At 35.9% G+C, this 25,498-nt stretch carries 21 protein-coding genes; 11 read left to right on the forward strand and 10 right to left on the reverse strand.

What is annotated here, in order from left to right; all coding sequences use genetic code 11:
* Positions 1-260: 260 nt before the first annotated feature.
* The gene (locus ACVWXS_RS03425; protein WP_427418594.1) at positions 261-1,127 is read left to right on the forward strand and encodes an NAD(P)-dependent oxidoreductase; all 867 of its coding nucleotides are present in this window, start codon (positions 261-263) and stop codon (positions 1,125-1,127) included.
* Positions 1,128-1,226: 99 nt separating this feature from the next.
* Here the strand turns inward: ACVWXS_RS03425 and ACVWXS_RS03430 are convergent, their stop codons facing one another.
* Both ACVWXS_RS03430 and ACVWXS_RS03435 read right to left on the reverse strand, forming a co-directional pair.
* Complete coding sequence (locus tag ACVWXS_RS03430) at positions 1,227-1,496, reverse strand: hypothetical protein (RefSeq protein ID WP_456956057.1); 270 nt, start codon at positions 1,494-1,496, stop codon at positions 1,227-1,229.
* On the reverse strand, positions 1,483-1,875 hold the full coding sequence (locus ACVWXS_RS03435; RefSeq protein WP_456956059.1) for a DoxX family protein: 393 nt from the start codon (positions 1,873-1,875) through the stop codon (positions 1,483-1,485). The genes ACVWXS_RS03430 and ACVWXS_RS03435 overlap by 14 nt, the downstream gene beginning before the upstream one ends.
* 157 nt (positions 1,876-2,032) lie before the next feature.
* Here ACVWXS_RS03435 and ACVWXS_RS03440 point away from each other — a divergent pair, with 157 nt between their 5' ends.
* The 6 genes from ACVWXS_RS03440 to ACVWXS_RS03465 all read left to right on the forward strand — a co-directional run bounded on the left by ACVWXS_RS03440 (position 2,033) and on the right by ACVWXS_RS03465 (position 11,023).
* Positions 2,033-2,350: a winged helix-turn-helix transcriptional regulator gene (locus tag ACVWXS_RS03440; protein WP_456956061.1), complete on the forward strand. Its 318-nt coding sequence runs from the start codon at positions 2,033-2,035 to the stop codon at positions 2,348-2,350.
* A gap of 260 nt (positions 2,351-2,610) precedes the next feature.
* A complete protein-coding gene (locus ACVWXS_RS03445; protein WP_456956063.1) occupies positions 2,611-3,933 on the forward strand; it encodes an MFS transporter in 1,323 nt (440 codons plus the stop codon).
* Between the two features lie 68 nt (positions 3,934-4,001).
* Positions 4,002-4,904, forward strand: coding sequence for a chemotaxis protein (locus ACVWXS_RS03450; RefSeq protein ID WP_068983357.1), 903 nt, complete (start codon positions 4,002-4,004; stop codon positions 4,902-4,904).
* A 384-nt stretch (positions 4,905-5,288) separates the two neighbouring features.
* A complete protein-coding gene (locus ACVWXS_RS03455) occupies positions 5,289-6,842 on the forward strand; it encodes a Ppx/GppA phosphatase family protein (protein WP_456956066.1) in 1,554 nt (517 codons plus the stop codon).
* Positions 6,832-8,988 carry an RNA degradosome polyphosphate kinase gene (locus tag ACVWXS_RS03460; RefSeq protein WP_368636912.1) on the forward strand — a complete coding sequence of 719 codons (2,157 nt, stop codon included), beginning with the start codon at positions 6,832-6,834 and terminating at the stop codon, positions 8,986-8,988. Before ACVWXS_RS03455 ends, ACVWXS_RS03460 begins: the two co-directional genes overlap by 11 nt.
* 28 nt (positions 8,989-9,016) lie before the next feature.
* Positions 9,017-11,023 carry an EAL domain-containing protein gene (locus tag ACVWXS_RS03465; protein ID WP_456956068.1) on the forward strand — a complete coding sequence of 669 codons (2,007 nt, stop codon included), beginning with the start codon at positions 9,017-9,019 and terminating at the stop codon, positions 11,021-11,023.
* A gap of 146 nt (positions 11,024-11,169) precedes the next feature.
* Here the strand turns inward: ACVWXS_RS03465 and ACVWXS_RS03470 are convergent, their stop codons facing one another.
* Both ACVWXS_RS03470 and ACVWXS_RS03475 read right to left on the reverse strand, forming a co-directional pair.
* Positions 11,170-11,520, reverse strand: a complete 351-nt coding sequence (locus ACVWXS_RS03470; RefSeq protein WP_456956070.1) for a cyclic-phosphate processing receiver domain-containing protein — start codon at positions 11,518-11,520, stop codon at positions 11,170-11,172.
* Positions 11,521-12,141: 621 nt separating this feature from the next.
* The gene (locus tag ACVWXS_RS03475) at positions 12,142-12,996 is read right to left on the reverse strand and encodes a malate synthase (RefSeq protein WP_142509792.1); all 855 of its coding nucleotides are present in this window, start codon (positions 12,994-12,996) and stop codon (positions 12,142-12,144) included.
* Positions 12,997-13,742: 746 nt separating this feature from the next.
* Between ACVWXS_RS03475 and ACVWXS_RS03480 the strand changes: the two genes are divergently transcribed.
* Positions 13,743-14,978 (forward strand): IS110 family RNA-guided transposase, encoded by a 1,236-nt coding sequence (locus tag ACVWXS_RS03480; protein ID WP_456956072.1) that lies wholly within the window; start codon positions 13,743-13,745, stop codon positions 14,976-14,978.
* Between the two features lie 336 nt (positions 14,979-15,314).
* Here ACVWXS_RS03480 and ACVWXS_RS03485 read toward each other — a convergent pair whose 3' ends face one another.
* On the reverse strand, positions 15,315-15,692 hold the full coding sequence (locus tag ACVWXS_RS03485) for a GNAT family N-acetyltransferase (RefSeq protein ID WP_456956166.1): 378 nt from the start codon (positions 15,690-15,692) through the stop codon (positions 15,315-15,317).
* Positions 15,693-15,975: 283 nt separating this feature from the next.
* Here ACVWXS_RS03485 and ACVWXS_RS03490 point away from each other — a divergent pair, with 283 nt between their 5' ends.
* Complete coding sequence (locus ACVWXS_RS03490) at positions 15,976-17,403, forward strand: serine hydrolase domain-containing protein (RefSeq protein ID WP_456956074.1); 1,428 nt, start codon at positions 15,976-15,978, stop codon at positions 17,401-17,403.
* A gap of 196 nt (positions 17,404-17,599) precedes the next feature.
* On the opposite strand, the gene ACVWXS_RS03495 is transcribed toward ACVWXS_RS03490, so the two are convergent.
* From ACVWXS_RS03495 to ACVWXS_RS03515, 5 genes are all read right to left on the reverse strand, one after another.
* Positions 17,600-17,980 (reverse strand): DUF6262 family protein, encoded by a 381-nt coding sequence (locus ACVWXS_RS03495; protein ID WP_456956076.1) that lies wholly within the window; start codon positions 17,978-17,980, stop codon positions 17,600-17,602.
* Complete coding sequence (locus ACVWXS_RS03500; protein ID WP_456956078.1) at positions 17,973-20,084, reverse strand: tyrosine-type recombinase/integrase; 2,112 nt, start codon at positions 20,082-20,084, stop codon at positions 17,973-17,975. Before ACVWXS_RS03500 ends, ACVWXS_RS03495 begins: the two co-directional genes overlap by 8 nt.
* Positions 20,085-20,088: 4 nt before the next feature.
* A complete protein-coding gene (locus tag ACVWXS_RS03505) occupies positions 20,089-21,219 on the reverse strand; it encodes a tyrosine-type recombinase/integrase (protein ID WP_456956168.1) in 1,131 nt (376 codons plus the stop codon).
* 692 nt (positions 21,220-21,911) lie between these two features.
* Positions 21,912-22,520, reverse strand: coding sequence for a TetR/AcrR family transcriptional regulator (locus tag ACVWXS_RS03510; protein ID WP_456956080.1), 609 nt, complete (start codon positions 22,518-22,520; stop codon positions 21,912-21,914).
* Complete coding sequence (locus ACVWXS_RS03515) at positions 22,517-22,780, reverse strand: hypothetical protein (RefSeq protein WP_456956082.1); 264 nt, start codon at positions 22,778-22,780, stop codon at positions 22,517-22,519. Before ACVWXS_RS03515 ends, ACVWXS_RS03510 begins: the two co-directional genes overlap by 4 nt.
* A gap of 267 nt (positions 22,781-23,047) precedes the next feature.
* Between ACVWXS_RS03515 and ACVWXS_RS03520 the strand changes: the two genes are divergently transcribed.
* The gene (locus ACVWXS_RS03520; protein ID WP_456956084.1) at positions 23,048-23,938 is read left to right on the forward strand and encodes an NAD(P)-dependent oxidoreductase; all 891 of its coding nucleotides are present in this window, start codon (positions 23,048-23,050) and stop codon (positions 23,936-23,938) included.
* 15 nt (positions 23,939-23,953) lie between these two features.
* Positions 23,954-25,474 (forward strand): CoA-acylating methylmalonate-semialdehyde dehydrogenase, encoded by a 1,521-nt coding sequence (locus ACVWXS_RS03525; protein ID WP_456956086.1) that lies wholly within the window; start codon positions 23,954-23,956, stop codon positions 25,472-25,474.
* Positions 25,475-25,498: the final 24 nt, after the last annotated feature.

The following is a 25,498-nucleotide window of genomic DNA, read 5'->3' on the forward strand; positions in this document are numbered from 1 at the left end:
TAGTACAAGTTAATAAGAGAAGTTTGAATTATCGCACTTATTCAACTACACTAAAGATAAAATAAGAGCTAATGATTGGTTAATTAACTATTTCAGCAGGTGTCCAAACATCCGCAGAAAAGAGGAACTCAGGCTAAGAACTTCACATCCTGTGAAAACGCCTGAGTGACCAGCATCGTGCTGGCCTAAAGCCTCTGGCGGCTGTCAATGGTACAAAGAATCCATCAATAGCTTTTACAACACAAAGGAGTATTTTACATATGGAAAAAGAGCGAATTGCATTTATCGGCACAGGTGTTATGGGCGCTAGCATCATCAAGCATTTATTAGAAAATGGTCATGAGGTAAGCGTTTATACACGTACAAAGGAGAAAGCAGAGCCACTTATGGCACTAGGTGCAGCTTGGGCAAGTTCACCAGCAGAAGCATTTAAAAATAAGGAAATAGCCTTTACAATGGTTGGATACCCTGCAGATGTAGAGGAGGTTTATTTTGGAGATAACGGATTATTTCAAACGGCTGAATCTGGCAATACTGTTATTGATATGACTACTTCAGAGCCAACATTGGCAAAGAAAATTTCTGAACATGCCCAAAGACTTGGAGTAGAAGCGTTAGATGCACCTGTTTCTGGTGGAGATATTGGTGCTCAAAATGGTACATTATCAATTATGGTGGGAGGCAGTCGAGCTACATTCAATAAAGTCCTACCCGTCATGAATCATTTCGGTGAAAATATTGTTTATCAAGGTGAAGCTGGTGCAGGACAGCATGCTAAAATGTGTAATCAGATCGTTATTGCTTCAGGTATGATTGGTGTATGCGAGTCACTGGCTTACGGTTTAAAGGCAGGGCTCGATTTATCAACGGTATTGCAATCTATTTCTTCAGGTGCAGCAGGTTCTTGGTCTTTAAGTAATTTAGCACCCCGTATGATTAAAAATGATTATGCACCGGGTTTTTATATTAAGCATTTTGTGAAAGACATGAAAATTGCTTTAGATGAATCTACAAAAATGGGGATTACATTACCAGGTTTAGCACTTGCTTATGAAATGTATGAAAAGCTTATTGAAGAGGGCTATGGTGAAAATGGTACACAGGCACTTTTAAAGGCTTATAAATAAATAGTAAAAGTTGCTTCACATGACAGAAAACTGAAAAAGAATTTAAGGGAACCTGAAGTATCATCTGGAAGGATTGATACTTCGGTTTTTCATATATCTTCATTCAGTAGAGGACTCCCACCGCGCTTTCGCGCAAAAAACATCTGTCGCTGACGCTTCGCTTTCGCGCAAAAAACATTTACCGCTTTCGCTTCGCTTTCGCTTCGCTTTCGCTTCGCTTTCGCTTCGCTTTCGCTTTCGCTTCGCTTTCGCGCAAAAAACATCTGTTGGCCTAAAGCTTTCGGACGCAATTACGCCAATGTGAAATTGATCTAGCTGCCCACTACCACACAGAAAATAGCAAGTTGCGGAAGCATTACTCTTTAACAAAAAGTTTGGCATCTAAAGAAAAGCTAGATGCCCCTGCAAGTGCAAAGTATAGAGCCATTGCAGCTAAAGCCAAATCTAGTTCATATCCGGCTAAGCCATTTGCGCCAATAAAGCCAACGCTAAGCTTCGCTGTAAAAATGGCAACAATCATTGTCACGGCCAATAAAGCTCCAAAAAGTCTTGTACCTATGCCTAAAATAATTGCTATTCCTCCAACTAGTTCGATAATAGCAACAATATAAGCCATAAAGCCTGGAATACCAATAGCGTTAAAAAAATCAGCTGTATAGCTTATACCACCTTGAAACTTTTGAAAACCATGAACGGCAAAGGTAAAGCCAAGAACGACACGTAAAATAGTTGAACCAATATTTTGCATAATTAATAACTCCTTTTGTTTTTTAACTTACATTTCGTAACTTAGTTTATTTTTAAAAACAACTTTTGTCAAGTAACTAAATTTTATTTATAAAACTGTTTTTTCGAAAAAATGATATACTCTTAAATAAGAATGAAATACTATGGAGGCAGGTAAATTGGAGCAAAAAAATATTTGTCCACGATTTGAAAAGGCGTTAAAAATATTAAATCATCGTTGGAATACCTTGCTTATTTATCAGTTATTGGAAGGTCCTCAACGATACTCAACAATTAAAAATCAATTGGGGATTAGCAGTCGTGTGTTAACGGAAAGATTAAAAGAATTAGAGAGTGAGCACATTGTGGCACGTACAGTTATGCCATCAACGCCAGTCGTGATTGAGTACGAGCTGACAGAAAAAGGACATGCACTGACACCAGTCCTTAAAGCAATTGAACAATGGTCTTCCGTGTGGGTGAATACGGAAGAATAGCACGATGGATATCCAAGCGAGGGGGCTTGGATATTTTTTATGATGTCTAAAGTCACTAAGTTCCATAGTCATCATTTAATGAGTATTCATATAAATCTTTTGTAGTTTACAAAAGGGGAGAAGAATCGTTCATTTTAAAGTGTTAGTCAAGTGGAATTGCGTGTATATTGTAAATAACATTAATTTTCTTTAAATATCGGGTCTTTTTTAATGCAGGAAGAAATTAATTTAATATTATAGAGGATGGGGAGGAGGGTTTTATGAAAAAAAGTTCTGCAATAGATGTACAGCATCGTAGTCAGTTAGCTCTTTATTTATCACTGCCAATTATATCGTGGGCATTTTATGATTTTGCGAATACAATATTTTCTTCAAATATTAATACGATATTTTTCCCATTTTATATGGATGAGGTTTTAGGAAAGAATGAGGTCATGCAGCAGGTGGCGAGCACTTTTATCTCGTATGCAAATGCCATTGCAAGTTTTTTACTGGTCGTTTTTTCTCCACTTTTTGGTGTATGGATTGATAATACAGGCTATAAAAAGAAATTTATCGTTTGGTTTGCTTCTATATCAATAGTTTTTACCTTTCTTATGGGTGTTTTTGCGAATCTACAGACGTCAACGAATTATTCAGGTGTCCCACTTAGTTTATTTTTAGTTGTCGCTAGTTTTGTCATTGCGAAATTTTTCTTTAATTCAAGTCTCGTATTCTATGATTCGATGATGGGAGATTTAGGGACAAAAGAGGAAATGCCACTTATTTCAGGCTATGGAGTAGCAATTGGTTATTTAGGCACACTCTTTGGGCTACTTGTTTATTTGTATGTAGGAAACAGTGATTTTCATCGAGCTTTTATTCCAACTGCTATTTTATATTTATTATTTTCATTGCCATTATTTTTTATTAATAAAGATCATCCAATTCCAAAGGCTCAACGTAAATCTACTAAGTTTCTAGATGGCTATAAAGAAATCATTCAAACCTTTAAGGATATGAAGCAGTATAAAGCGATTTTCACCTTTATGATTGCTTATTTCTTTTTAAATGATGCTATTGCAACAACGATTGCAATGATGGCTGTATATGCTACAACGATTGTAGGCTTTACTTCAGGTCAGTTTATCGTTCTGTATTTAGTGTCTACTGTATCAACAATTATTGGCTCGATTGTGTTTGGCTATATTACAAAAACAGTCGGAGCTAAACGTGCGATTACGATGGTAGCACTTTTAATGATTATCGCATTGGTATTTGCTGTCTTTGCTACAGAGCAATGGATGTTCTGGATTGCTGGTAGTATATTTGGTATATCATTAGGATCCATGTGGGTAACATCGAGAACATATATTATTGAGTTGTCTCCTGAAGAAAAACGTGGCCAATTTTTTGGTATGTTTGCATTTTCGGGTAAAGTATCATCCATTATTGGGCCAGCAGTTTATGGAACGGTTACATTATGGATGAAGGATTACGGAACGCTAGCAAGTCGTGTTGCGTTATCGACATTAATAGTGATGACGGTAATTGGTCTATTGATACATCTAAAAGTTCATGATAAAAATGGTAATAGCAAGTAGGAGAAATGTATTGCCTATGATACAATTGAATTATAAATAGAAGATGAAAAGAAAGGAGCGGGGTTGCTTTGGAACATAAAGGTATATTATTAGAAAGTGGCACAAATGAGCTAGAAATTGTTGAATTTGAAGTAGCTAACAATAAATTCGGGATTAACGTTATTAAAGTGAAAGAAATTATTCAACCGATTCCAGTAACATTTATTCCACACGCGCACCCGCATGTAGAAGGGATTATTCAATTACGAGGTGAAGTTTTACCAGTAGTTGATATGCTTCGAGTATTAGGCATACAAAGTACGGAGCGTAATCCTCAACAAAAATATATTGTAGCTGAGTTTAATAAACAGCGGGTAGTCTTCCATGTCGATAACGTTACACAGATTCATCGTATTTCATGGGATCAAATCGAGAAACCTTCTGATATGTATCAAGGAGGAACATCACAAGTAATTGGTGTTATTAAGCAAAATGAGCAAATGATTTTATTGCTAGATTTCGAAAGAATTATGGTAGACATTAATCCAGATTCAGGTATTAGTGTAGAAGCTGTTAAAAAGCTTGGGAAACGTGAGCGCTCTGAAAAACGAATTTTAATTGCTGAAGATTCACCATTATTACGTAAGCTATTATTCGATACTATGAATGAAGCAGGTTACGAGAATGTAGAATTCTTTGAAAACGGTCGTGATGCTTATGAGTACTTAGAATCGATCACTAAAGCTGGTAGCGATGTATCCGAGCATATTCAATTAGTCGTGACGGACATTGAAATGCCACAAATGGATGGGCATCATTTAACGCGAAAAATCAAGGAGCATCCAGATCTCCAAAAGCTTCCTGTCATTATTTTCTCAAGCTTAATTACAGATGATCTTCGCCATAAAGGCGACCAAGTAGGTGCAGAAGATCAAATTAGTAAGCCAGAAATTGCAGAGCTAATTTTACGAGTAGACCAGCTTATCCTATAAAAAGTCGGGCTCGTGAATAGATAAAGTTAGAAAAGGTACTTCACAATAATAATAATGGGTATCCTGAAAGTATATTAATAATTTTAAGAAAGTCGGATGCCTATTGTAGGTCCGACTTTTTTTGTATAGATATTGGTGCTAAGCGTAAAATAAAGGGTATCTAAATAATTTAACATGGAATGAATACTCCGACTCTCCTGCAGAAAAACTGGCTAGCCAAGGATCTACATCATTTGTGTCCCAAACCGATGAGGCTTGGCAGTCAGTCGGCGGAAGGGATGGATAGTCACCGGAATGTTTGGGGGATCTAAATATTGTACTTCGCCTCAACATTTGATGTAGAACCAATAATAATATGCATGTACATGTTAAGGAAGTGATTATTTGAACGAATTAAAAACAGCTATCATTGATATTGGCTCAAATACCATTCGATTAGTATTGTATCAATACGATAAAGAAGAGGGACTTCGTGAGATTGGAAATATTAAAACAGTTGCACGTTTACGTACATATTTACAGCCCTCCGGTGAAATGTCTGAAGAAGGAATACAAGTATTAACAGAAACATTAATGACTTTTAAAGCAATGCTTGATGATTTTGAAGTAACTGATGTGAAAGCGGCTGCAACAGCTGCAATCCGTCAGGCAACAAATAGAGCAGAAATTATTACCTTAATGAAGGAACGGACAGGCATTCAAATAGAGCTTTTAACTGAAGAAGAAGAAGCATATTATGGCTTTGTTGCTGTGGCACATTCAAGCGGTACAAAGTCTGCTGTAACGATTGATATCGGTGGTGGTAGTACCGAAATAACGCTTTTTAAAAATAAGGAACTACAGGAATCTCACAGTTTTCCTTTTGGTACAGTTTCTTTAAAGCAACGATTTGTAAAGGGCGATATTATCAATGGCAGTGAAAAAAAAGAACTCATTGCATTTATAAAAGAGCAGTTTAAATCACTTCCTTGGATTCAGGATATTGGCTTACCAATTATCGCTATTGGTGGTAGTGCCCGAAATGTTGCTCAAATTCATCAACAAAAGCTTGCATATCCAATCGCAAGTGTACATGGTTACGAAATGACTAAGGAAAATTTAGAGGAGCTCAGTGTATTTTTAGGTAATTTAAGCTTTAATGAATTGAAACAGTTAGATGGGCTTTCGGCGGATCGTGCCGATATCATTGTCCCTGCATTAGAGGTTTTCAGTGTATTAATGGAGGTTGTTGGCAGTGAGTCGTTCCAGATAACAAAGAACGGATTACGTGAGGGACTTATTATACAGCGAATTTTGCAAACAGATGAAAGTGCATTTGATAAGTACAATGTGTTTGAGGGAAACGCTAGAAGATTGGCTCGTCAGTATGGTAGAACTGAAGATGAAGTGGACTATTTGATGAATTTAACGGATCAATTGTACCGTGAATGTTGCCATCTTGGCTATTCACAATATAATCAAAAAGATTTGGAATTATTAACGAGAGCGTCGAAAGTTTTTAATATTGGAGAGTATATTGAGTTAAGTTCTGCAAGCCAGCATACCTTTTATTTAATTGCAAACCAATCTATTGATGGGCTAAATCATAAGGAGCGTGTGAAATTAGCACTGTTAGCCTCGTATAAAAATAAAGATTATTATCAACGATTTGCTGCTCCGTTTACAGAATGGATGAGTCGTGAGGAGTATCGTAAAATAAGAGACTTTGGCGCACTTTTAAAATTTGTCTATGCGTTAAATGTATCCAAAAGAAAGATTGTACATGCCATTGAGATACAGACAGAAGAGGATTATGTGCAGCTTAGCATTTACGTAAAAAATAACGCTGCTGCTGAAAAATATCAAGCAAACCGACATAAAAAACATCTAGAACGTGCACTAAAGATTCCTATAAAAATAAACTTTATTGAAGAAGGGTTGAATAATAATGACAACTGAAGTTACTAACAACCAGTTAAAAAAAGAGGAATTAACAGAAATACAAGGCCGATTACTAGAGGAAATTGCTAAGCCGCAATACTATAATAATCGTGAATTAAGCTGGCTAGCCTTTAATGAACGGGTTTTAGAGGAAGCGGAGGATGTCAATAATCCTCTGTTAGAACGTCTGAAATTTTTAGCAATATTTAGTTCGAATTTAGATGAGTTTTTCATGGTGCGTGTTGCAGGTCTACAGGATCAAGTACGCGCAGGATTCCATAAACCTGAAAACAAGTCGGGCTTAACACCAAAAGAGCAATTAGCGAAAATTGCAGAGCGAACTCAGGCATTAGTACGCCGACAAACTGAAGTATACAGACATTTAATATATGATTTATTGCCACAACATAATGTACATATTGCTGACATCAAAGACTTAAATAGTAAACAAAAAGCATTTGTCAATGAAATGTTTGCAGAAACCATCTTCCCTGTTTTAACACCCGTAGCTGTAGATGCTTATCGTCCTTTCCCAACTTTGTTTGGTAAAACATTAAATTTACTTGTTTTATTAGAGCAAGATGAAACAGATTTAGAGAATCGTGAAAAGGTGGCCATTGTCCAAGTACCATCTGTTTTAGATCGTTACATTAAAGTACCATCAGCGGACGGAGAGACCGTGATCGTCTTATTAGAAGACGTGATTGTAGCGCATATAGAAAAGCTCTTTTATGGTTACAGTGTTAAGTCAGCACAGGCTTTCCGTTTAACACGTAATGCTGATTTAACAATTCACGAGGAAGGCGCAAGGGATTTACTTGTAGAAATCGAAAAAGAGCTGAAAAAACGTAAATGGGGAGTAGGCAGTCGTCTAGAAGTTCGTGAGGGTGAGATGAGCGAGGAAGTACTTAAATACTTACTAGATGAATTTGAAATTGAAGAAACGGATGTCTTTCATATAGATGGACCGTTAGATTTAACATTTATGTTCTCGTTTGTAAAAGGCATATCTGTTGGTCGAGAACATTTAGAATATGAAAGCTTTATTCCACAGCCACCTTTAGATTTGCAATCGGATGAAAATATTTTTGAAAAAGCTCTGCAACAAGATATATTTTTCCATCACCCATATGAGTCGTTTGTTCCAATCGTAGATTTTATCTCCGAAGCAGCCGTTAATCCGAACGTTTTAGCTATTAAACAAACATTATATCGAGTAAGTGGCAATTCACCAATTATACAAGCATTAAAGTTCGCAGCGGAAAATGGTAAACAGGTAACGGTTTTAGTTGAATTGAAAGCACGTTTTGATGAAGAAAATAATGTGCATTGGGCAAAGCAACTAGAGCAAGCTGGCTGCCTTGTTATTTACGGTATGAATAATTTAAAAACACACTCGAAAATAACGCTTGTTGTAAGTCGTCGAAATGGAAAAATTGAGCGTTTTGTACATCTTGGAACAGGAAATTATAATGATGCCACTGCGAAAATTTATACAGATATGGGGATCATAACGACAGATAAGGAATTTGGCATTGATGCCACTAACTTCTTTAACTATTTAAGCGGTTATACTGAGAAACCAACATTTAATCATTTAGTCGTAGCACCGTTTGATATTCGAGATGAATTTATCAAGTTAATGGATGAGGAAATTGCTTGCCATAAGAAGTATGGAAATGGTTTTATTCGAGCTAAAATGAATTCACTAACAGACAAAGACTTAATGATGAAGCTGTATGAGGCGTCCATTGCAGGTGTGAAAGTAGAGCTGATCATTCGAGGTATTTGTTGTCTTAGACCAGGCGTCCCTGGAATTAGTGAAAACATAACAGTAACTAGTATTGTTGGTCGTTTCCTTGAGCATTCTCGTATTTATTGGTTCCATCATAATGGGGAAAATAAAGTATACTTATCTTCTGCAGATATGATGACTCGTAATATGATTAAACGTGTAGAAATTTTATTCCCTGTATATGCAAGCGAAGCAAAAGCTCGTATTATTGACATCATGAATAAACAACTTGAGGATACAGCAAAAGCTCGTATTCAAGACTCCAATGGAAAATATCATTATAAAGAGTTTGATCGTAGTGAAGATCCAATTAATAGTCAGGAAATTTTCCTAAAGGATTCACTAAAGCCTACGCTAGACGAAGAATAAAGGAACACGCTATTTAGTGAGGGATACAATGGAAAAATATAAAGAGAGCGTAGCGCAATTTGCAGACTATCATCAAGTCATGCAACTTAATCCATTCGATGCAGTTGTATGTTTGAGAAAATTTGATACAAAAACGTTTGAAGTCATGATCTTTAACGATAAACTACCGTTATTTATTGAGCTACAAGATGTGAAAGCTACTAACGCCGAACAATTTTTTACGGAGCAAAGCTGGCTGCAATTATTGAATATATTGCAACAAGAATTGAAGATGGACCAAAGGCTAGAGATATGTACGGAGCACAAAGTAAAAACATTTGTTGTTCATGTACAACACTTAGAAGAATCAGTTGTAGCAGTTATTCTCCGTGAGAAACAGAATGAAGTGGAGCCGTACTTGCAATTTGTAAAACAGCATGTAAGTCCGGTACTAACAACTGATTTACAAGGTTGCATTATTCATCAAAACGCTGTTGCCACTTCTCTATTGTCAAATGAACATCAGTGCTTGATAGGACAAAATATTTTTTCATTATTAGAGAGTAAATATTTCAATGAATTTAAATTACTATTTGCAAAAACTATTGAGGGCTCAGCATTTGGTATGCCAAAATGCTTGTTTAAGGGAAAACTGCTAAGTAATGAACCATTTTATTTAAGAGCGCATCCAACCTACTTTAATGGTGAAATTATTGGTGTACATCTATTTGTGAAAGACGCCAGTTCATTTATGAATGATCATGAGGGCTTTTATTACCTAGCGTTAATGGATGAATTAACGGGTATTTGGAATCGTAAAGCTTTTAAGGAGCATTGGCTACATCATTTAAATGATAATGAGCATGAAAATAAGCAAACGGCTTTTATTTTAGTGGATATTGATCGTTTTAAAAAGTTTAATGAATCCCTTGGTGAAAGTAAGGGGGATGAACTTATGCGAATGTTTAGTCATAGACTTCGTGAGCTCTGTTGCTCCAAATGCTCGCTTTATCGATATAATAGTGATGAGTTTATATTTGTTTTAAAAGATGCAACCACCAATAATATTGAACATACTGCTAACGCTATTTTAGACGCATTAAAACAGCCATTCATAATTGATGGGCAGGAATATTTTATTAGCGTGTCGATCGGTATTTCACTTAGTCCAGCAGATGGCAAGGATCTAGAAACACTTGTACTCAAGGCAGATAAAGCATTATTTTCTGTAAAAGAGCATGGGCGTTCACATTACCGTTACTATCGTGAAGATATGACAACTATTTTTCCAAATGAGGCATTAATGGAAGCACATTTACGCCGTGCCATCGAATTTAATGAGCTAAGTATTCATTTACAGCCACAAATAGATTTAACGAATAACAGCATAAATAGCTTTGAGGCATTATTACGATGGAAAAATCGTATATTTGGCTTTGTCTCTCCTGCGCAGTTTATACCTATTGCAGAGGCATCAGGTTTAATAATTGAAATTGGTGATTGGATTATTGACGAGGTGTGTCGCTATCAAAAAGAGTGGCAGCGAAAGGGCTATCGACCAGTACGAATTGCCGTTAATATATCACCAAAACAATTTAGAAAAGAAAACTTTGCTCGAAAAATAAAAACTGCCTTGAAAAAGTATAATGTCCCACCTGAATTATTAGAGGTGGAAATTACCGAAAGCTCTATGACCAATGTTCATGAAACCTTTTCGATATTAACTGAATTAAAGCAGCTAGGTGTTTATGTATCGGTTGATGATTTTGGAACTGGCTATTCATCTTTAAGCTATTTAAAGCGTTATCCAATAGACATTATAAAAATTGATCAATCATTTATTGCTGATATTGCAAAAGATGATAAAAATGAAGCAATTATCAAGGCAATTATTTCTATGTCTCATAATTTAGGATTAGAGGTCGTTGCTGAAGGGGTTGAGGAAGCATCACAAGTTGATTTTCTAAAACGCCATCGATGTCAAAAAGGGCAAGGCTATTTATATAACAAACCACTACCCGTAGAAACCGTAGTTGAGAAATATTTTGTTAGCTAATGAAAACTGATTAAGTAGCACTTCATTCTGCGCATTATCAAGACCTAATTTAAAAAAAGATAGAAAAATTAAAAGGTCCTACATATTAGTCATATCTAATATGTAGGACTTTCTTATTTTATTAGGGCATTCTGTTTAGTATTACTTCATTCGGTATATTTATTTTCGGTAATAGAATAGTGGTAAATTTCAATATCTGAATCAATGAAACCTCTTCGTTTCGCTCCATGCAGTGTTTGATACATATTCTCTCTTCCAACAGGGTTGTCCGTATGAAGATATATTTTGTTTGCCCGTAACCCTTTTTCACAAATATACTTTACTAAGTCATAACCTGTTGGCAATAAATTCCCTTGTATATCTTCTCCTAAATCATGGTCAAGAGAAAGTATATCTACTTCGTGAGTTTCAAGTAAGTGAATGGCTTCTTGAAACGTTCTTGCCACGACAAAACCAATAGGACAATCTCTTAAATCATCCACATATACATTAATCATAATATTAACTCCTTTCTCCACAATATGTTTCAAATGCGTAGTGAAATATAATTTTTAAAAATTAGTTTCCACTACTTGTTAAGAATAGTTCTTTTAGTAAAGCACCCTTTAGTTTAAGTGTATTCATTCACAAATAGCTATTTCAATATATCTCTTTCTAAAGAGACTGATTCTAAATTAAAATTAAAGAGTATCATTCTTTATGTGAATGATACTCCTCTAAAAACCGTTCTTACTTATGATACGGTTCTCCGCTAATGAAATTTTCACTTAATTAAACCAACTAATACCATACATATAAAAGACGAAATCATTCCCAAAAGTACAAAAAAGCACTTAATAAAATTCACTCTTGAAAACATTTTATTTTCATCAAATTCCTTACTATTATCCAAAATAAGGTATGGATATACTGGAAATGTAAATTTAACGTTGTAAATCCGCATAAATCTGACGAGACCCCAAAAAGAATGAATCCCATTAATAAGAATTCGTTCTTGATAAATAATTATATTAACTTCACACGTTTATTAGCAAACAGAGCCAGGCACTGTTCGGCATTAGTGATAGATAGGAGAATATGTCAGTCTCCTGTCATTCTTATTATCTTTGGGCTAACGTTTAAATACGCATTAATGCGCCATTAGGCTTTGGTAACTCTTGAGCTGTTATCTGATTCATTATACAAAAATGTTTAAAAAATTGTTGTGCCAACTCTCGTTCATTTGGGTCACTTTTCAACGAAACTATATCAAGCAAAATTTGAGCCATCCATGTATTTTCAAAATAACGGTATTTACCTGTATTCCATGTCATTTTTTCGGGGAATTTTTCATTTATATAATATTGCCAGAAAAGCAGCTGATCTGATTCCTGTTCTGTAAGTTGAATTCTGTATTTTGAATGAGCAGGAATATTTCCATCTTCACAAAGCTTACCGATAAAATCTTCATTCACCATATAGACACCCAAGATACGTCTGTCTTTTTCAGGCATGCCGGAATCTATTGCTGTTAATAGGACAGCGCTATTTTGGTGCAAGCGGCTCGGCTTGTTTGGCTTTCCTTTGTTATTACCACTTTTTAAAACGCCTGAAAAAACTTCCCACTCTGAAAAGGAACTATTCTGTTCTTCTGTGTCACACCAAAAAACCATTTGTGATTCGAGATGAAGTTTATGGTTTTTCATAAGTTTTTCGTGTTCCCAGCGAAGTTCGAGTTTTTTTCGTTGTAGTTTTTTTTCCTCTTCCTTCTTCCGTTCTTCCTCCCTTCGTTCCATTTCCTTTTTTTGTATTATTTTTTCAAGTGAATTAGCATCACTTTTATCATGTAGTTTTAGGTGCTTTCCAAATACATCAGGGAAAACAAACATTTTATTTTCCGATGCGAAATGTATTTCAATACTAGAATCATTATGTTTAACTATACTACCCGTGCCAAAACGCTTGTGTGTAACTTTCTTATTGATTAGATTCATTATTCTAGTCCTCCTTATGGAAAAAACAGTTACTATTAGATAGTAAATTAATAATTTTATTCAACTAACTTCCTTTAAAGCTCTCATAGCTGTTTTTATTTCTTTCTTGGGCTTAAAAAGGATATTAAAAAAACGTATCCAAATTCTATCTGCAAAAAGGACAGCGGAATTCAAATACGATTTAAAAAACCTATTGTAAGACAATTGTAACATTTTTTAATAAATTTGCAAATTTATTATTGACGAAATATTTTGTAATAAGGTAAAATAAAATATTTATTCACTGAATACCCTTAAAATAACTATGAAATAAAGGCCTCCAAAAATTCGTGAAACTTCTGAAGGCCGGGATCCTGTTGTCACACATGGAATGTTACTTTAGGAGTTATTTTGCACCCATATTAAGTGCTATTTTGCACTATGAGTAAATATAAAAAGCCTAATTTCTTATTAAAATTAAGAAATTAGGCTTTTTTCGTTGCTCCATTAAAGCACCCGTTCGTATTATAAGGTCAGCCAGAGAAACTGGTTGACTATTTTTTATTCAATTTATAGATTGATAGTAGCCGGGGTAGAACGGAAGCACCCGTGGGACTTGATCCCGACAACTAAACTGTTCGCCCTCTACTTGTTAACACATGATTAGGCTGGTTGGGACATTACGATCTCGTATAACAAGCGAAGATATGAATAACAAGCTAGATAGAGGTTACCGGTCAATACACTACCTTAGGAGGAGATAAACTATGAATCCAGTAGTTGGTCTGGATGTCGCAAAAGGTGAAAGTCAGGTTCAAATGTTCTTGAATAAAAAAATGCCCTATAAAAGCAGCGTGAAAGTTGATCATACGGTGGATGGATTGGAAGAGTTACACTCTTATTTATTAGATTTAGAGCGTCAAACAGGAATGAAGCCACCTGTTGTTTTGGAATCAACGGGTCACTATCATGCCCCAGTTGTACAGTTTTTAGAAGCAAGAGAATACATTGTCATTATCGTAAATCCACTGGTATCTTACCGGGCAAAAAGTTCTAGCTTGCGAAAAACAAAAACAGATGCCATTGATGCTTATCACTTAGGTGAACTGTATTACAAAGAGGATTTAGCGCCTCAGAAAAAGCGTGGTGTTCAGTTATTAAACCTTCGGCATCTAACAAGGCAACATGAAAATATGACGGGAATTATGATTCAAACAAAGCTTCAATTTCAAGCCGTATTAGATCAAATATTCCCTGAGTACAAAGGAGTTTTTGGCGATTTATACGCTGCGATTTCCATAAAAACTTTACAAGCTTACCCTACTTCTGAATTAGTTAAAGAAGCAGGTGTAGAAGAGATCGCACAATTCATTGATACACATTGCAAAGCACGTTCGTTTAATTGGGCGCTTGAAAGATCGGAAAAATTAATCGGAGCTGCAGAACGCAATCCATTTCAATCAACTCTTTATCAAAGTCTTCTAGTCAGTTTGAATATGTATATTGATTTACTTCAAGTGTACCACCAACAACTTTCTACGTTGGAGCGTGAGATTGATGAGTTAGCGGCACAACTTGAAGAATATGAATTACTCCAATCAATTCCCGGTATTGGTGAAAAAATCGCTGCAACGATTATTTCAGAAATCGGAGAAATTGATCGGTTTAATCATCCGAAAAAGTTAGTAGCATTTGCAGGACTAGATCCCAGTGTGTTTGAATCAGGTCGCTTTAAAGGCACGAAAAATCACATTACTAAACGCGGCTCGGCTAGGCTTCGCCACATGCTTTATACAGCTGTTCGTTGTTCTATTCGAGATAGTCGGAAAAAGAAAACAACACCTGAAACTATCGCACGAAATAAGCGATTACGAGCCTTCTACGATTTAAAACGAGAAGAAGGCAAGCCATATAAAGTAGCCATTATTGCTTGTGCAAATAAGCTTTTACATTGGATTTATGCGATTTTAAAAACGAAAACACCATTCCAAGAAACCATGTAGTTACAGCATTTTCAAATACAACAAAAACCTTCCAAATTGAATTCGGAGGGTTATTTGGGTTGCGCTTTTTAGTATAGCATGAAGTGTTTTTTAATTTAAAAGATTTTTATTGACAATCTATTAGCTGGTTTAGTTTAAGTGAAATCCTTCACAAACTTTAAATGTTATATTATTTCCAACAATAAATCACTTCTAATAAATAAATTAACGCTCACCTGAAGTTTTTAACTAGAACTATTCCAACTATTAGAAGCCCCCACTTTAGAAGGGTATTATCTGTAATAAATATTAGGAGAACTACAGTAATGATGGGACAGTTAGTTCAATAAGACATTGTTATGATATTGAAAATACGTTTACGCTTTTCCCTCCTAATATTATTTTCTTCTCCATTACCATTCCTATATTTTTAGCTACTTTTTGCGAAACGATATTCTCAGGCTGAATTAAAGCGAAAAATCTATGTTTATTTAGATGTTCTTTTCCATATTTCCAAAGTACAATCGCTGCTTCTGCTGCATACCCTTGTCCCCAATAATCTCGAGCGATCCAATACCCTATTTCTACTTCCTCTTCATTTTCAATTACTTGTTGAACAAGACCAGCGTGCCCAATAAGAACATTGTCTTCTTTTCGAACTAACAGCAATAATCCCGAATTTTCACCAAATTTGTATGTACTATATATCCAGCTGTATAATGATAATAAAGTTATTGAATTTTGATTATTAAAAGCTAAGAGCCTTACTACATTCTACGTAGCAAGGCTCTTTAAAGTTGTTTCAAATTACATCCATCTGTTTATATAATACTTAAAAAATGAATAATAAAGTTGTTTACTTCTTATTGAACTAACGCATCTGTTCGTTTAAGTGTAACTCTTCACAAATACTTGATATTATATAAGTGAATAGAAAGATAAATTAAAATTTAGTTTAGTAGTTGTAAAAGTAGGTTATTTATATTATTCTCTTATAATTTTTCAAAAAGGAGAATTTATGAAAAAGATTATTGTTTTTGTATTAACGATATTTATATTATTCTCAGGATTCGCAACACAAAGTTATGCGTTGTCAGATTCGAAATCTGCGGCAATACAAGCGTTGCTAGATGATGCCTGTCGTATATCAGGTGTGCCGGGAATGTCAATCTCAATACTTGCTGATGATGAAGTGTTCTACTTTTCTTCAGGGTATGCAGACCGTGAAAAGGGGTTGTCTGCAAGTGAAAATACACTCTATGAGTTAGCCTCGGTCAGTAAAGCTTTTACCGGAATAGGTATTATGCTGTTGGAAGAGCAAGGGCTGCTCTCAATGACTGACCCTGTCCAAAAATATTTACCTTGGTTTACGTTAAAGTATCAAGGGAAACCTGTTGATATGCAAAGCCTTACACTAAATAACTTTCTTCACCATACCAGTGGTCTAACAAATATTAGGCATACTCAAAATATTCCACAAGGCCATACACCGGATATGTTGCAAAAGACTGTGGAAATGCTCGTAGATGCTGAATTGGCGTTCCCTCCCGGTGAACAGTATAACTATGGAACCGTTAATTATGACGTATTGGGTTTGGTTATTGAGATTGTGTCGCGACAAAGCTATGAAGACTTTATGAGGGAACAGGTATTTCAGCCGTTAGGTCTTCACCAGACGTATGTTTATAAAGAAGATGCTCAAGCCACTGGACAGTTGGCAGAGGGCTACCGTTCTTCCTTTTTTATGACAACTCCATTTAAAGCTCCGGATTATGCTGGGAATAAACCCGCAGGCTACATCATTTCTAATACAAAAGATATGGCGCGTTGGATGGGCATACAGATGGGTATCGTGCAGGACATACCCAAAATATTTCACACCGTTATCGAAAAATCACATAGGGGTGATATGTCTGTTTCGGCTGTCAACGATATGTATTATGCGGCAGGCTGGTCGGTAAACGCCGACCAAACGATTATAGAACACACTGGGGGCAATCCAAATTTCAGAACCGAAGTAGCCATACTGCTAAATGAACGAACAGCCGTCTGCTTGCTGAGCAATGGCGCAAATACCAATATAAACCTGGTACTAAAAGTTAAAGATATATTAGACGGCAATCTAACTCAGTCATATGAAATAAGCGGCACACAGCTTTTGGATATCATTTTGTCGTCTATCACTATTATTCTTTGCCTATTGGCCGTTCTGCTATTTCTCTTAGGATTACGCAGAAGGAAAACGAATGAGCGGCAGCCAATGACAAAAAAGAGAATAATCGTAACAGTTATTTTCCTGATCGCTACGATTGCCCTGGGTATACTGTGCTGTGCTTTCGATTGGTCAACGATACTTATTTGGCAAACATATAGTGTTCTTACAGCTTTGATTTCGTCAGCATTATTAACAGCAAGCATTACATGGTTTGTATACACTCACCGATAAAATACCTCGCTCCCAAGATAAACATAATGTTAAGTAATTAAATTTCAATTTATCGGTATGCTAATTTGAAAAACATAAGACACTTCGGTGTCTTTTTTAATATCATCTACAATTTTCCCAGTCAAACCTAATTACATTTTCTTCTTCAACTAACCTGCGCCGTTAGTTGAAGAAAAAGGGGAGAACAACGTCTCCTTCATAACTTCTTATAAACTTCTGCGTAAGCAACTTTCAGTTGTTCCCTTAATTGCTTGTTTTCTTCTTCTAACTTTTGATTTTTTCTTTTTAGAGATGCAATGAGGGCATCTTTATTGTTTTCGTTCATTTCTCGCTTCACTTGTTTTGGTGTAGGTACTTGTGATTGCTGATTTCGTAATGTTTCAATTCTCGAACGGAAGTCCTTATTGTTATATAAGGTTGCTTTTGAAACATCAGCTTCACTTGCTACACTGTTAAAGTTTATTTTCTCATTGGCTCTTATGAGCCTTTTAATAGCTTCATCTACCTTTTGAGAGGTATTGGCTTTACGATTGGCATGAATGGCTTTCAAATGTTCAGAACGGTCATATTCAGTCATTTTGAGCACCTAACTTTCTTTTCATTCGTTCTTGCCTTCCAAAGATGATATTTCCTTCTTGGAGGGTGTTTAAAATGTTTTGACAACGTTGTAAGTTTTTTTCGTTCTTCTCGGCAATATCTTCACGACCTCGCTGTTTCGCTATTTCAATAGCTTTTGTAGCTGTTTTGACATGTAGTTCATACTTTTGTTGATCTAACTCGGAAAAACCTACAGCTAAGTCCTTACAAGGTGTTTGATTGTCACCACAAGTTAAACATGGAGGTGCTTCCATATGAGGACAATTCCCATTCAGACGAGCATGGCACGTTCCATAAGGGTTGTCCATCGCATTGAGCTTATGGTCTTGCCATAACGCATCCAGTATATCGGTTGGTATATCTTCTCCTGTTTTTATTTCTTGCACGTCACCGTTTAAGTCGAAACTAAAAACGCCTTGTTTCATAACGGATTCAAACGCTTTTCTTTTCGTATTATCTAATAACTTGGCATAACGTAATGTCATTTCGGGGGATGCATGAGCTAATAACTCTTGTACCGTTAGAATGTCCGCACCACCATTTAACATTTTTACTCCGTATGTATGTCTGAATTGGTGGGGTTTGAAATGAAACAAGTTTCCATTTTCGTCTGTGATGTTCTTTATCTTGGCTAAAATATTTAGTTGTTTTCTTATGAAAATTTGGTCATAAGGTAAACCTTTTCGTTGACCTCGATAGCGTACAAAAATATATCCTTCGGGATTATTGTCTTGATTGCTAAGTTGATTTGATTTTTCAATTAAAACGGCAAGAATATTTGCTAATTCATCGTCTATTGGAATTCGATGCCCTTTTACATACGTTTTTTCAATATCTATTTCAATCGAGTATTGTCCATTTAGTTTGACTAAACAATCATTAGTTAAACCTAATACATCAGATATTCTAAGACCTGTTTTAAACGCTACCCAAACAACTGGTTGAACATCTTTGTGCAAATCATCGATGTGAGTAAAAAGTTGCTCTAATACAAAGTCGGGAATATAATCAATTTGGTCAATAGATTTTTTTCGTAGTTTTGGTTTATCTTCGGGAAAAATCAATAGTCGTACATGGGTATCGGGAGCCATCTCATACTCATATTGTTGAATATCTTCAAGGAATTTTTGCAAAATAGATAGCGACATACTTACATGATGTTCGGGATGAACGTTACGGTGCTTTATATTGTTTTTAGCGTATTCATGTAAATATTCAATGTATTTTACGATGTGTGTTCGTTTTAAAGTCTTTATATCCTTCCATGTTAGTTCTAATGCAAAGATAAACGTAAAGAACTTTAGTAAATATTTTAGATACTTTTTAGCCGTACTCCATGAAAAATTATTTTTACTAATCAATCGTTGTTTGATATACTTCTTCACTTGCTCACGGATACTTTTGTCGATTTTTGAAAAATCAATGTAGTAATCCGAGAGGCTTTTGTTGTAATCAATACCGAATTTATCATGTAATACACGAACATCCCATCTATCTTTTTCCCATTCTTCTCGATGATCTGTGTATTGGAATAGGAGAGTGTAAACAGTTCTAAGAAAACTTGCTACTGGAGTTTTAATATAACTCTCGTAATCAAATCCATATTTTTTATTATAATGTGTCTTAATTCCTTTTTCATTCAACCAAAACAAATACTCCCGTTCTACTTTATCAATGTCTAAATCCAATAGGGAGGATAATTCAGGGTATTTTTCATTTAAGAACTCCGTCACTCTTCTTAATGGACTTTGACCCATAATTATATTTTTGATTGACCATAAATCATTAAACAATTGCTGATAATAAACATATTTCACTTCTAAATTGATTGAAGGATTAATGAATCGGAAATGAATATTTTTATTTGAATAATTATAGTTAACTACGATTTCTCCGAACTGCTCAATCTCTCCTATAACGTTTATGTTCCATTTGTCATTGATTAAGAAATATGCATCTTTTATTCGTTCAATTGAAACAGAGCCATCTTCTTGAATTGTTTTTTCAGGATAAGTTGAAAGTTCTCTTTGTAATCCTTCGTGAAAACCTATTTCTTCTACCCGAACATTCTTGATTTGCTTCATCCCATCACTCCTTTCCGTTATTTTTCTTTAGGTTAAATTCAGATTGAGCCTTTTGCCAATCTTCCCGAATATCTTCATCCGAAGGATGGAGGTATAGGTTCATTGTTGTTTGAATTTGAGCGTGACCTAATCGTTCTTGCACTTGTTTAATATCTTTTGTTTTCTGATAGTAGATGGTAGCGTGTGTATGGCGAAATAGATGTGGGTGTAGGTTTATCCCTGTTTTCTTTTTCAAACGCTTAAATAGAGATTCTACGTTCCAATATTCCATCGGTTTCCCCACATCTTTTCCTCGGAGTTTTACAAAAACAAAGTTTGTGTCCAATTCTAATTCATCCAGCACTTCATACAAATAGTCGTCATATAAATCCATCAAGGATTGTGATACATAAATTTCTCGCTCTCCTGTCTTTAACCTCGCACCATTTTCTAATTCCCCTCGATCTACTAGACGAATCCGATGCCCCTTGCCATGATCGAAAACAAAATCCTCCATGAAAAGAGCGAGAGCTTCCCCAATCCGCAATCCTGTTTCAAATAACAGTTGAATTAAGAATCTATCTCGGATATTGGTGGTTGCTTCTACTACTTGCTGCACTTGTTCTTTTGTGAGTGTATCTACTTTTTTTCGTGGTTCTTCTAGTTTCAGAATGTTTCTGATAGAAGGCTTGTCCTTATTTACATGATGTAAAAAACTTTTGTAATGTGAGTGTCCCCCTGTAAACACTTGCTTCATCAGTTTTTCCATTATGTCATTTTGCACTTCTTCATTGCGATAAAGGTAGTCATAGAAGTTTGCTATCACTGTAATGGTCAGGTTAATTGTTTTTTCCGTTCGTTTTGCTTTCTCTTGTTGAAGGGGCGTAACAGTTGAACTTTGATAAGGGCTTCTTAACCATCCCACAAAATCAGCTAAATCCTCTAATCGAATGAACTTGTAATCTTTCTCCTTTTCTTCTAAATAGGTATAAAAATGTTTTAAGGAATAGCAATATGTTTTTTGCGTATTCGGACTTTTGCCTGTCTGATCTAAATACTTTAAATATTTCATGACAGGTAGAACAGGAAAGCCATTCCGATCAAGTAACATATACCGTTTTGTATGATCTTCTAAAATAACCTCTTGGATACGAATTTTCCCCACCGCCTATTGAATAGTAGTTTCTAATTAATCGAATGAACGTTCATAACCATATATGATACTTTTTATACTAGCTATTTTATATAGAGTTAAGTAATTTGTTATAATAAAAAATAGAGAATAACTGTTCATATATTGAACATTTTATTCTCTATTAATTATAGTCTGTTTAATGTAACGGATGAAGTGCTACTTTTTTGTAGCGCTTGGGGAAGGGGGGATACCTAAGCGAAACGAAGCTACAAATCGAGTAGAAAGGTAACCTTGCAAAGTGAAAAGTTAGAAGAAAGAAAACGGGCGAAAAAAAGTGCGACTTGAGCGAACGAAGATGCAATTTAAGTGGGAAAGAAACTCAACCAAAATAGTAGAAGGACTCGAGCAGAAGAGAGCCTAAAGTGCCCTATCCGATCGAAAAAGGGACTAAATCAGATCACATCTTTTGGCAACCTGATCAAAAAAGGACTAATCCGGATCACTACTTCTAGCAACCCGATTAAAAAGGGACTAAACCAGATCACATCTTCTGGCAACCCGATTAAAAAAGGACAAAACCTGATCACTTCTCCGGGTAATCTGATCAAAAAAATGGCATAACCGGATCATATTTCCCGGCTACCCAATCGAATAATGGCTTTACCAGAGCGCATGCAGTTGCCACTTATGCAAACCCTTTTACCATGAGCTCTTTATTTTACTTTCAATCCATCTAATACAATAGTTGTGAATTGCGCCATTTCAGTAGCTAAATCGAAGTCTTCATTATGAATTAACCAATCATAAACATTTGCACGCATACAACGTCGAATAATTGTTTGCATTTGAGTAACCTTCAAATCTTGACGGAATTCCCCTAGTTCAATACCTTCCTCGATATAACTATTCATGATTTGGAAAATTTTCCGCTGTGGACTAATTAAATAATGATCTTGTTCCACTTGATTTGTCATCGCAGCAGTATACATTGTTCTCAATAAATCTTTTCCTACGACATTGGTTAAGTACTTCATTTGTTCTTGATAAAGTAATAGAATTTTTTCACTTGCTGGTAAGGTACGATCAATATTTTTTTCCACCGTGCTATAAAAATTATCAAGCTCTTTAAATTTCTCTAAAATAACATCGTATTTAGATGGGAAATGAGTGTAAAACGTTCCCTTCGATACATTACATGCTTTAGTAATTTGTTCAATAGACACATATTCAAATCCATGCTTATTAAATAGCTCTAATGATGTTTTTAGTAATTTTTCTCGTGTTTCTAAAGCTTTTTTTTGTCGACTAGTTAATGAATTCATATTTCGATTATTCCTCCGTATTTAAGGCTCATCTCCATAACGTATGGTTGATTTCCGTTCCGACTGTGCGCTTTCCTGGGGGTGTCCGATGAGCCGCTTCGCTTCGCTCCAGGGTCTCGGGCCAACAGATGTTTTTTGCGCGAAAGCGTAGCGGCAGCAGCACCGATGTTGGTCACGAAGGCGTTATCACAGGATGTGATGCTCTTAGTCTTCGTTCCTCTATCGCTGATCCCCAAGGAGTCGCCCAGTCTCCACTCCAATCAACTTTTAATAGGTACGTCTTAACAAATGTCATCCACAACTTTTGATGATGAGCCAAATTTAAGTATTTTAAGATATCTTCCGCAAAAATTATTCTGAAAATATAAAATATTTTAATTGACGAGATGGATTTAATTTTATTATGATTTAATTGACCGAGGTCAATGACTGCGGTCAATTAATGAATCTTGTTATTAATGTTACGACAAAAGACTAGAGTTGGCTAGTGTTCATCGAATTTTCATGAAACAGGGGAGGTCAAAATGATGGAGAAGCTGGGTTTTATTGGCTTAGGCAATATGGGGTTACCGATGTCGATCAATTTATTAAAAGCAGGCTATAAGGTTTATGGCTTTGACACTAATTCACAGGCAATGGAACAATTTATAGCCGAAGGTGGAGTCGGACTTGCAACAGCAAAGGAAGTTGCTGAACAAGGTGATATCATTATGACGAGTTTACCGACACCACAAATAGTGGAACAAGTATATCAATCTGAACAGGGGATAATTCACCATGCTAAGAAAGGAAGTTTATTAATAGACTTTAGTACTGTAAATCCTGAATTAAATGACTCCTTACATAAAGAAGCGCAATCATTGGGATTACGTTATTTAGGAGCACCTGTTAGTGGGGGCGTCATTGGAGCAATTCACGCGACTCTTACGATAATGGTCGGTGGTGAAGAAGCAGATTATCAAAGTGGGTCTGAAATATTCGGAATAGTCGGGAAAAATATTTATCACCTTGGTACGTCACCAAGTGTAGGTACACGTATTAAATTACTCAATAATTTAATGATTGGTTTTTATACAGAGGCAGTCGCTGAAACAATCGTGCTTGGGGAAAAGATGGGCATCCATGCAGATATGCTATATGAAGTTTTAAAAAATAGCTATGGTCAAAGTCGTATTTATGAACGTAATTACGTAGAATATATGAAAAATGAAAACTATCAGCCAGGTTTTTCAACAAATCTCTTATTAAAAGATTTGAAGCTAGCAAAAAATATGGCTGAGGAAGCAGGGGTACCACTTCGAATCGGGGAAAAATTAGTGGATCTTTATAGTGATATTTCTCAACAGGGTTATGGAGAAAATGATATGTCTGCCGCTTATTTAAGTTTAAAAGAAAAATGCAAAATAGAACAATTCTAAAGGAGGACAAGAAATATGACAACAGCACAAGAGGTAAAAACTTTAACGCATTTTATTGGTGGGGAATTAGTTGAAGGGAAAAGCAATCGTTTTGGTTCAGTATTCAACCCAACGACGGGCGAGGTTATTGCCAAAGTGCCACTTGCATCTGTAGAAGAAACTCGAGAAGCTATTAATAAGGCACAGGCAGCATTTCCAAAATGGCGCGATACATCAGTGGCTAAACGTTCAGAGGTTGTATTAAAGTTCCGTAATCTTATTACTGAAAATATGGAGGAACTTTTACAAATTATTTGTACAGAAAGCGGTAAAACAATTGAGGATGCAAAAGGTGAAATTACACGTGGATTAGAATCTGTTGATCTAGCAATCGGTGCCCCTCACTTAATGAAAGGGGAATATTCAGTTAATGTTGGCGGTCAAATTAATGCGTATTCTGCAAAATATCCATTAGGTGTAGTAGCGGCTATTTCGCCATTTAACTTCCCAATTATGGTGCCGTTAGCGCAAACGAGTATGGCAATTGCTGTCGGCAATGCAGTTATTTTAAAGGCATCTGAACGTGTTCCTATGACAGCCTTATATGTTAGTGAGCTTTGGAAAAAGGCTGGATTGCCGGATGGTATTTGGACTGTGGTAAATGGTGATAAGGATGCTGTCAATGAACTTTTAGAAAACTCAATAGTAGAAGCGATTTCATTTGTAGGGTCGACACCAGTAGCTAAATACATTTATGAAACAGGTTCAAAATACGGCAAACGTGTTACTGCACTTGGTGGAGGGAAAAATAATATGGTTGTCATGCCTGACGCAGATTTAGAGCAGGTAGCCAATGCCTTTATTGGTGCAGCGTATGGTGCAGCCTCTCAACGTTGTATGGCCATTTCTACGATTATGCCTGTTGGTAAGGAGACAGCAGATCGTCTAGTTGGAATTTTAAAGGAGAAAATCGCTAACTTAAAGGTAGGTTCATATACAAATCCAGAGACTGATTTTGGTCCTGTCATTTCACAGCAATCGAAGGAAGCGATTATTGCTGCTATCGAGCGAGGTGAGTCTGAAGGGGCAACTGTTATTTGTGATGGTCGTGAACTTGATATTGTGAAAGAATCAAAAGGATTTTTTGTAGGGCCAACATTGCTAGATAACGTAAAACCAGGCATGGAAATTTATGAGCAAGAAATATTCGGTCCAGCTCGTAATGTTGTGCGTGTTGATTCATTGGATGAAGCAATCCAGCTTATTAATAAGCATGAACTTGGGAATGGTGTCACAATTTTTACGAATGATGGCCTAGCAGCACGTAAATTCACAACAGAAATAGATGTTGGTATGGTAGGTGTCAATGTGCCGATTCCAATTCCGGTTGGATACCATAATTTCGCTGGATTTAAAGGCTCTCGTTTTGGTGAAGGGCATATGTTTGGACCGGATCAGGCACGCTTCTTCACAAAAACAAAAACAATATCAGAGCGTTGGATGGAAGGGAATACATCGACAGCATCTACATTTGCTTTCCCTAGTAATAACGACTAATACAAACGAAGAGCTGTTTTTCTT

The sequence above is a fragment of the Lysinibacillus sp. TE18511 genome, from assembly GCF_054062295.1.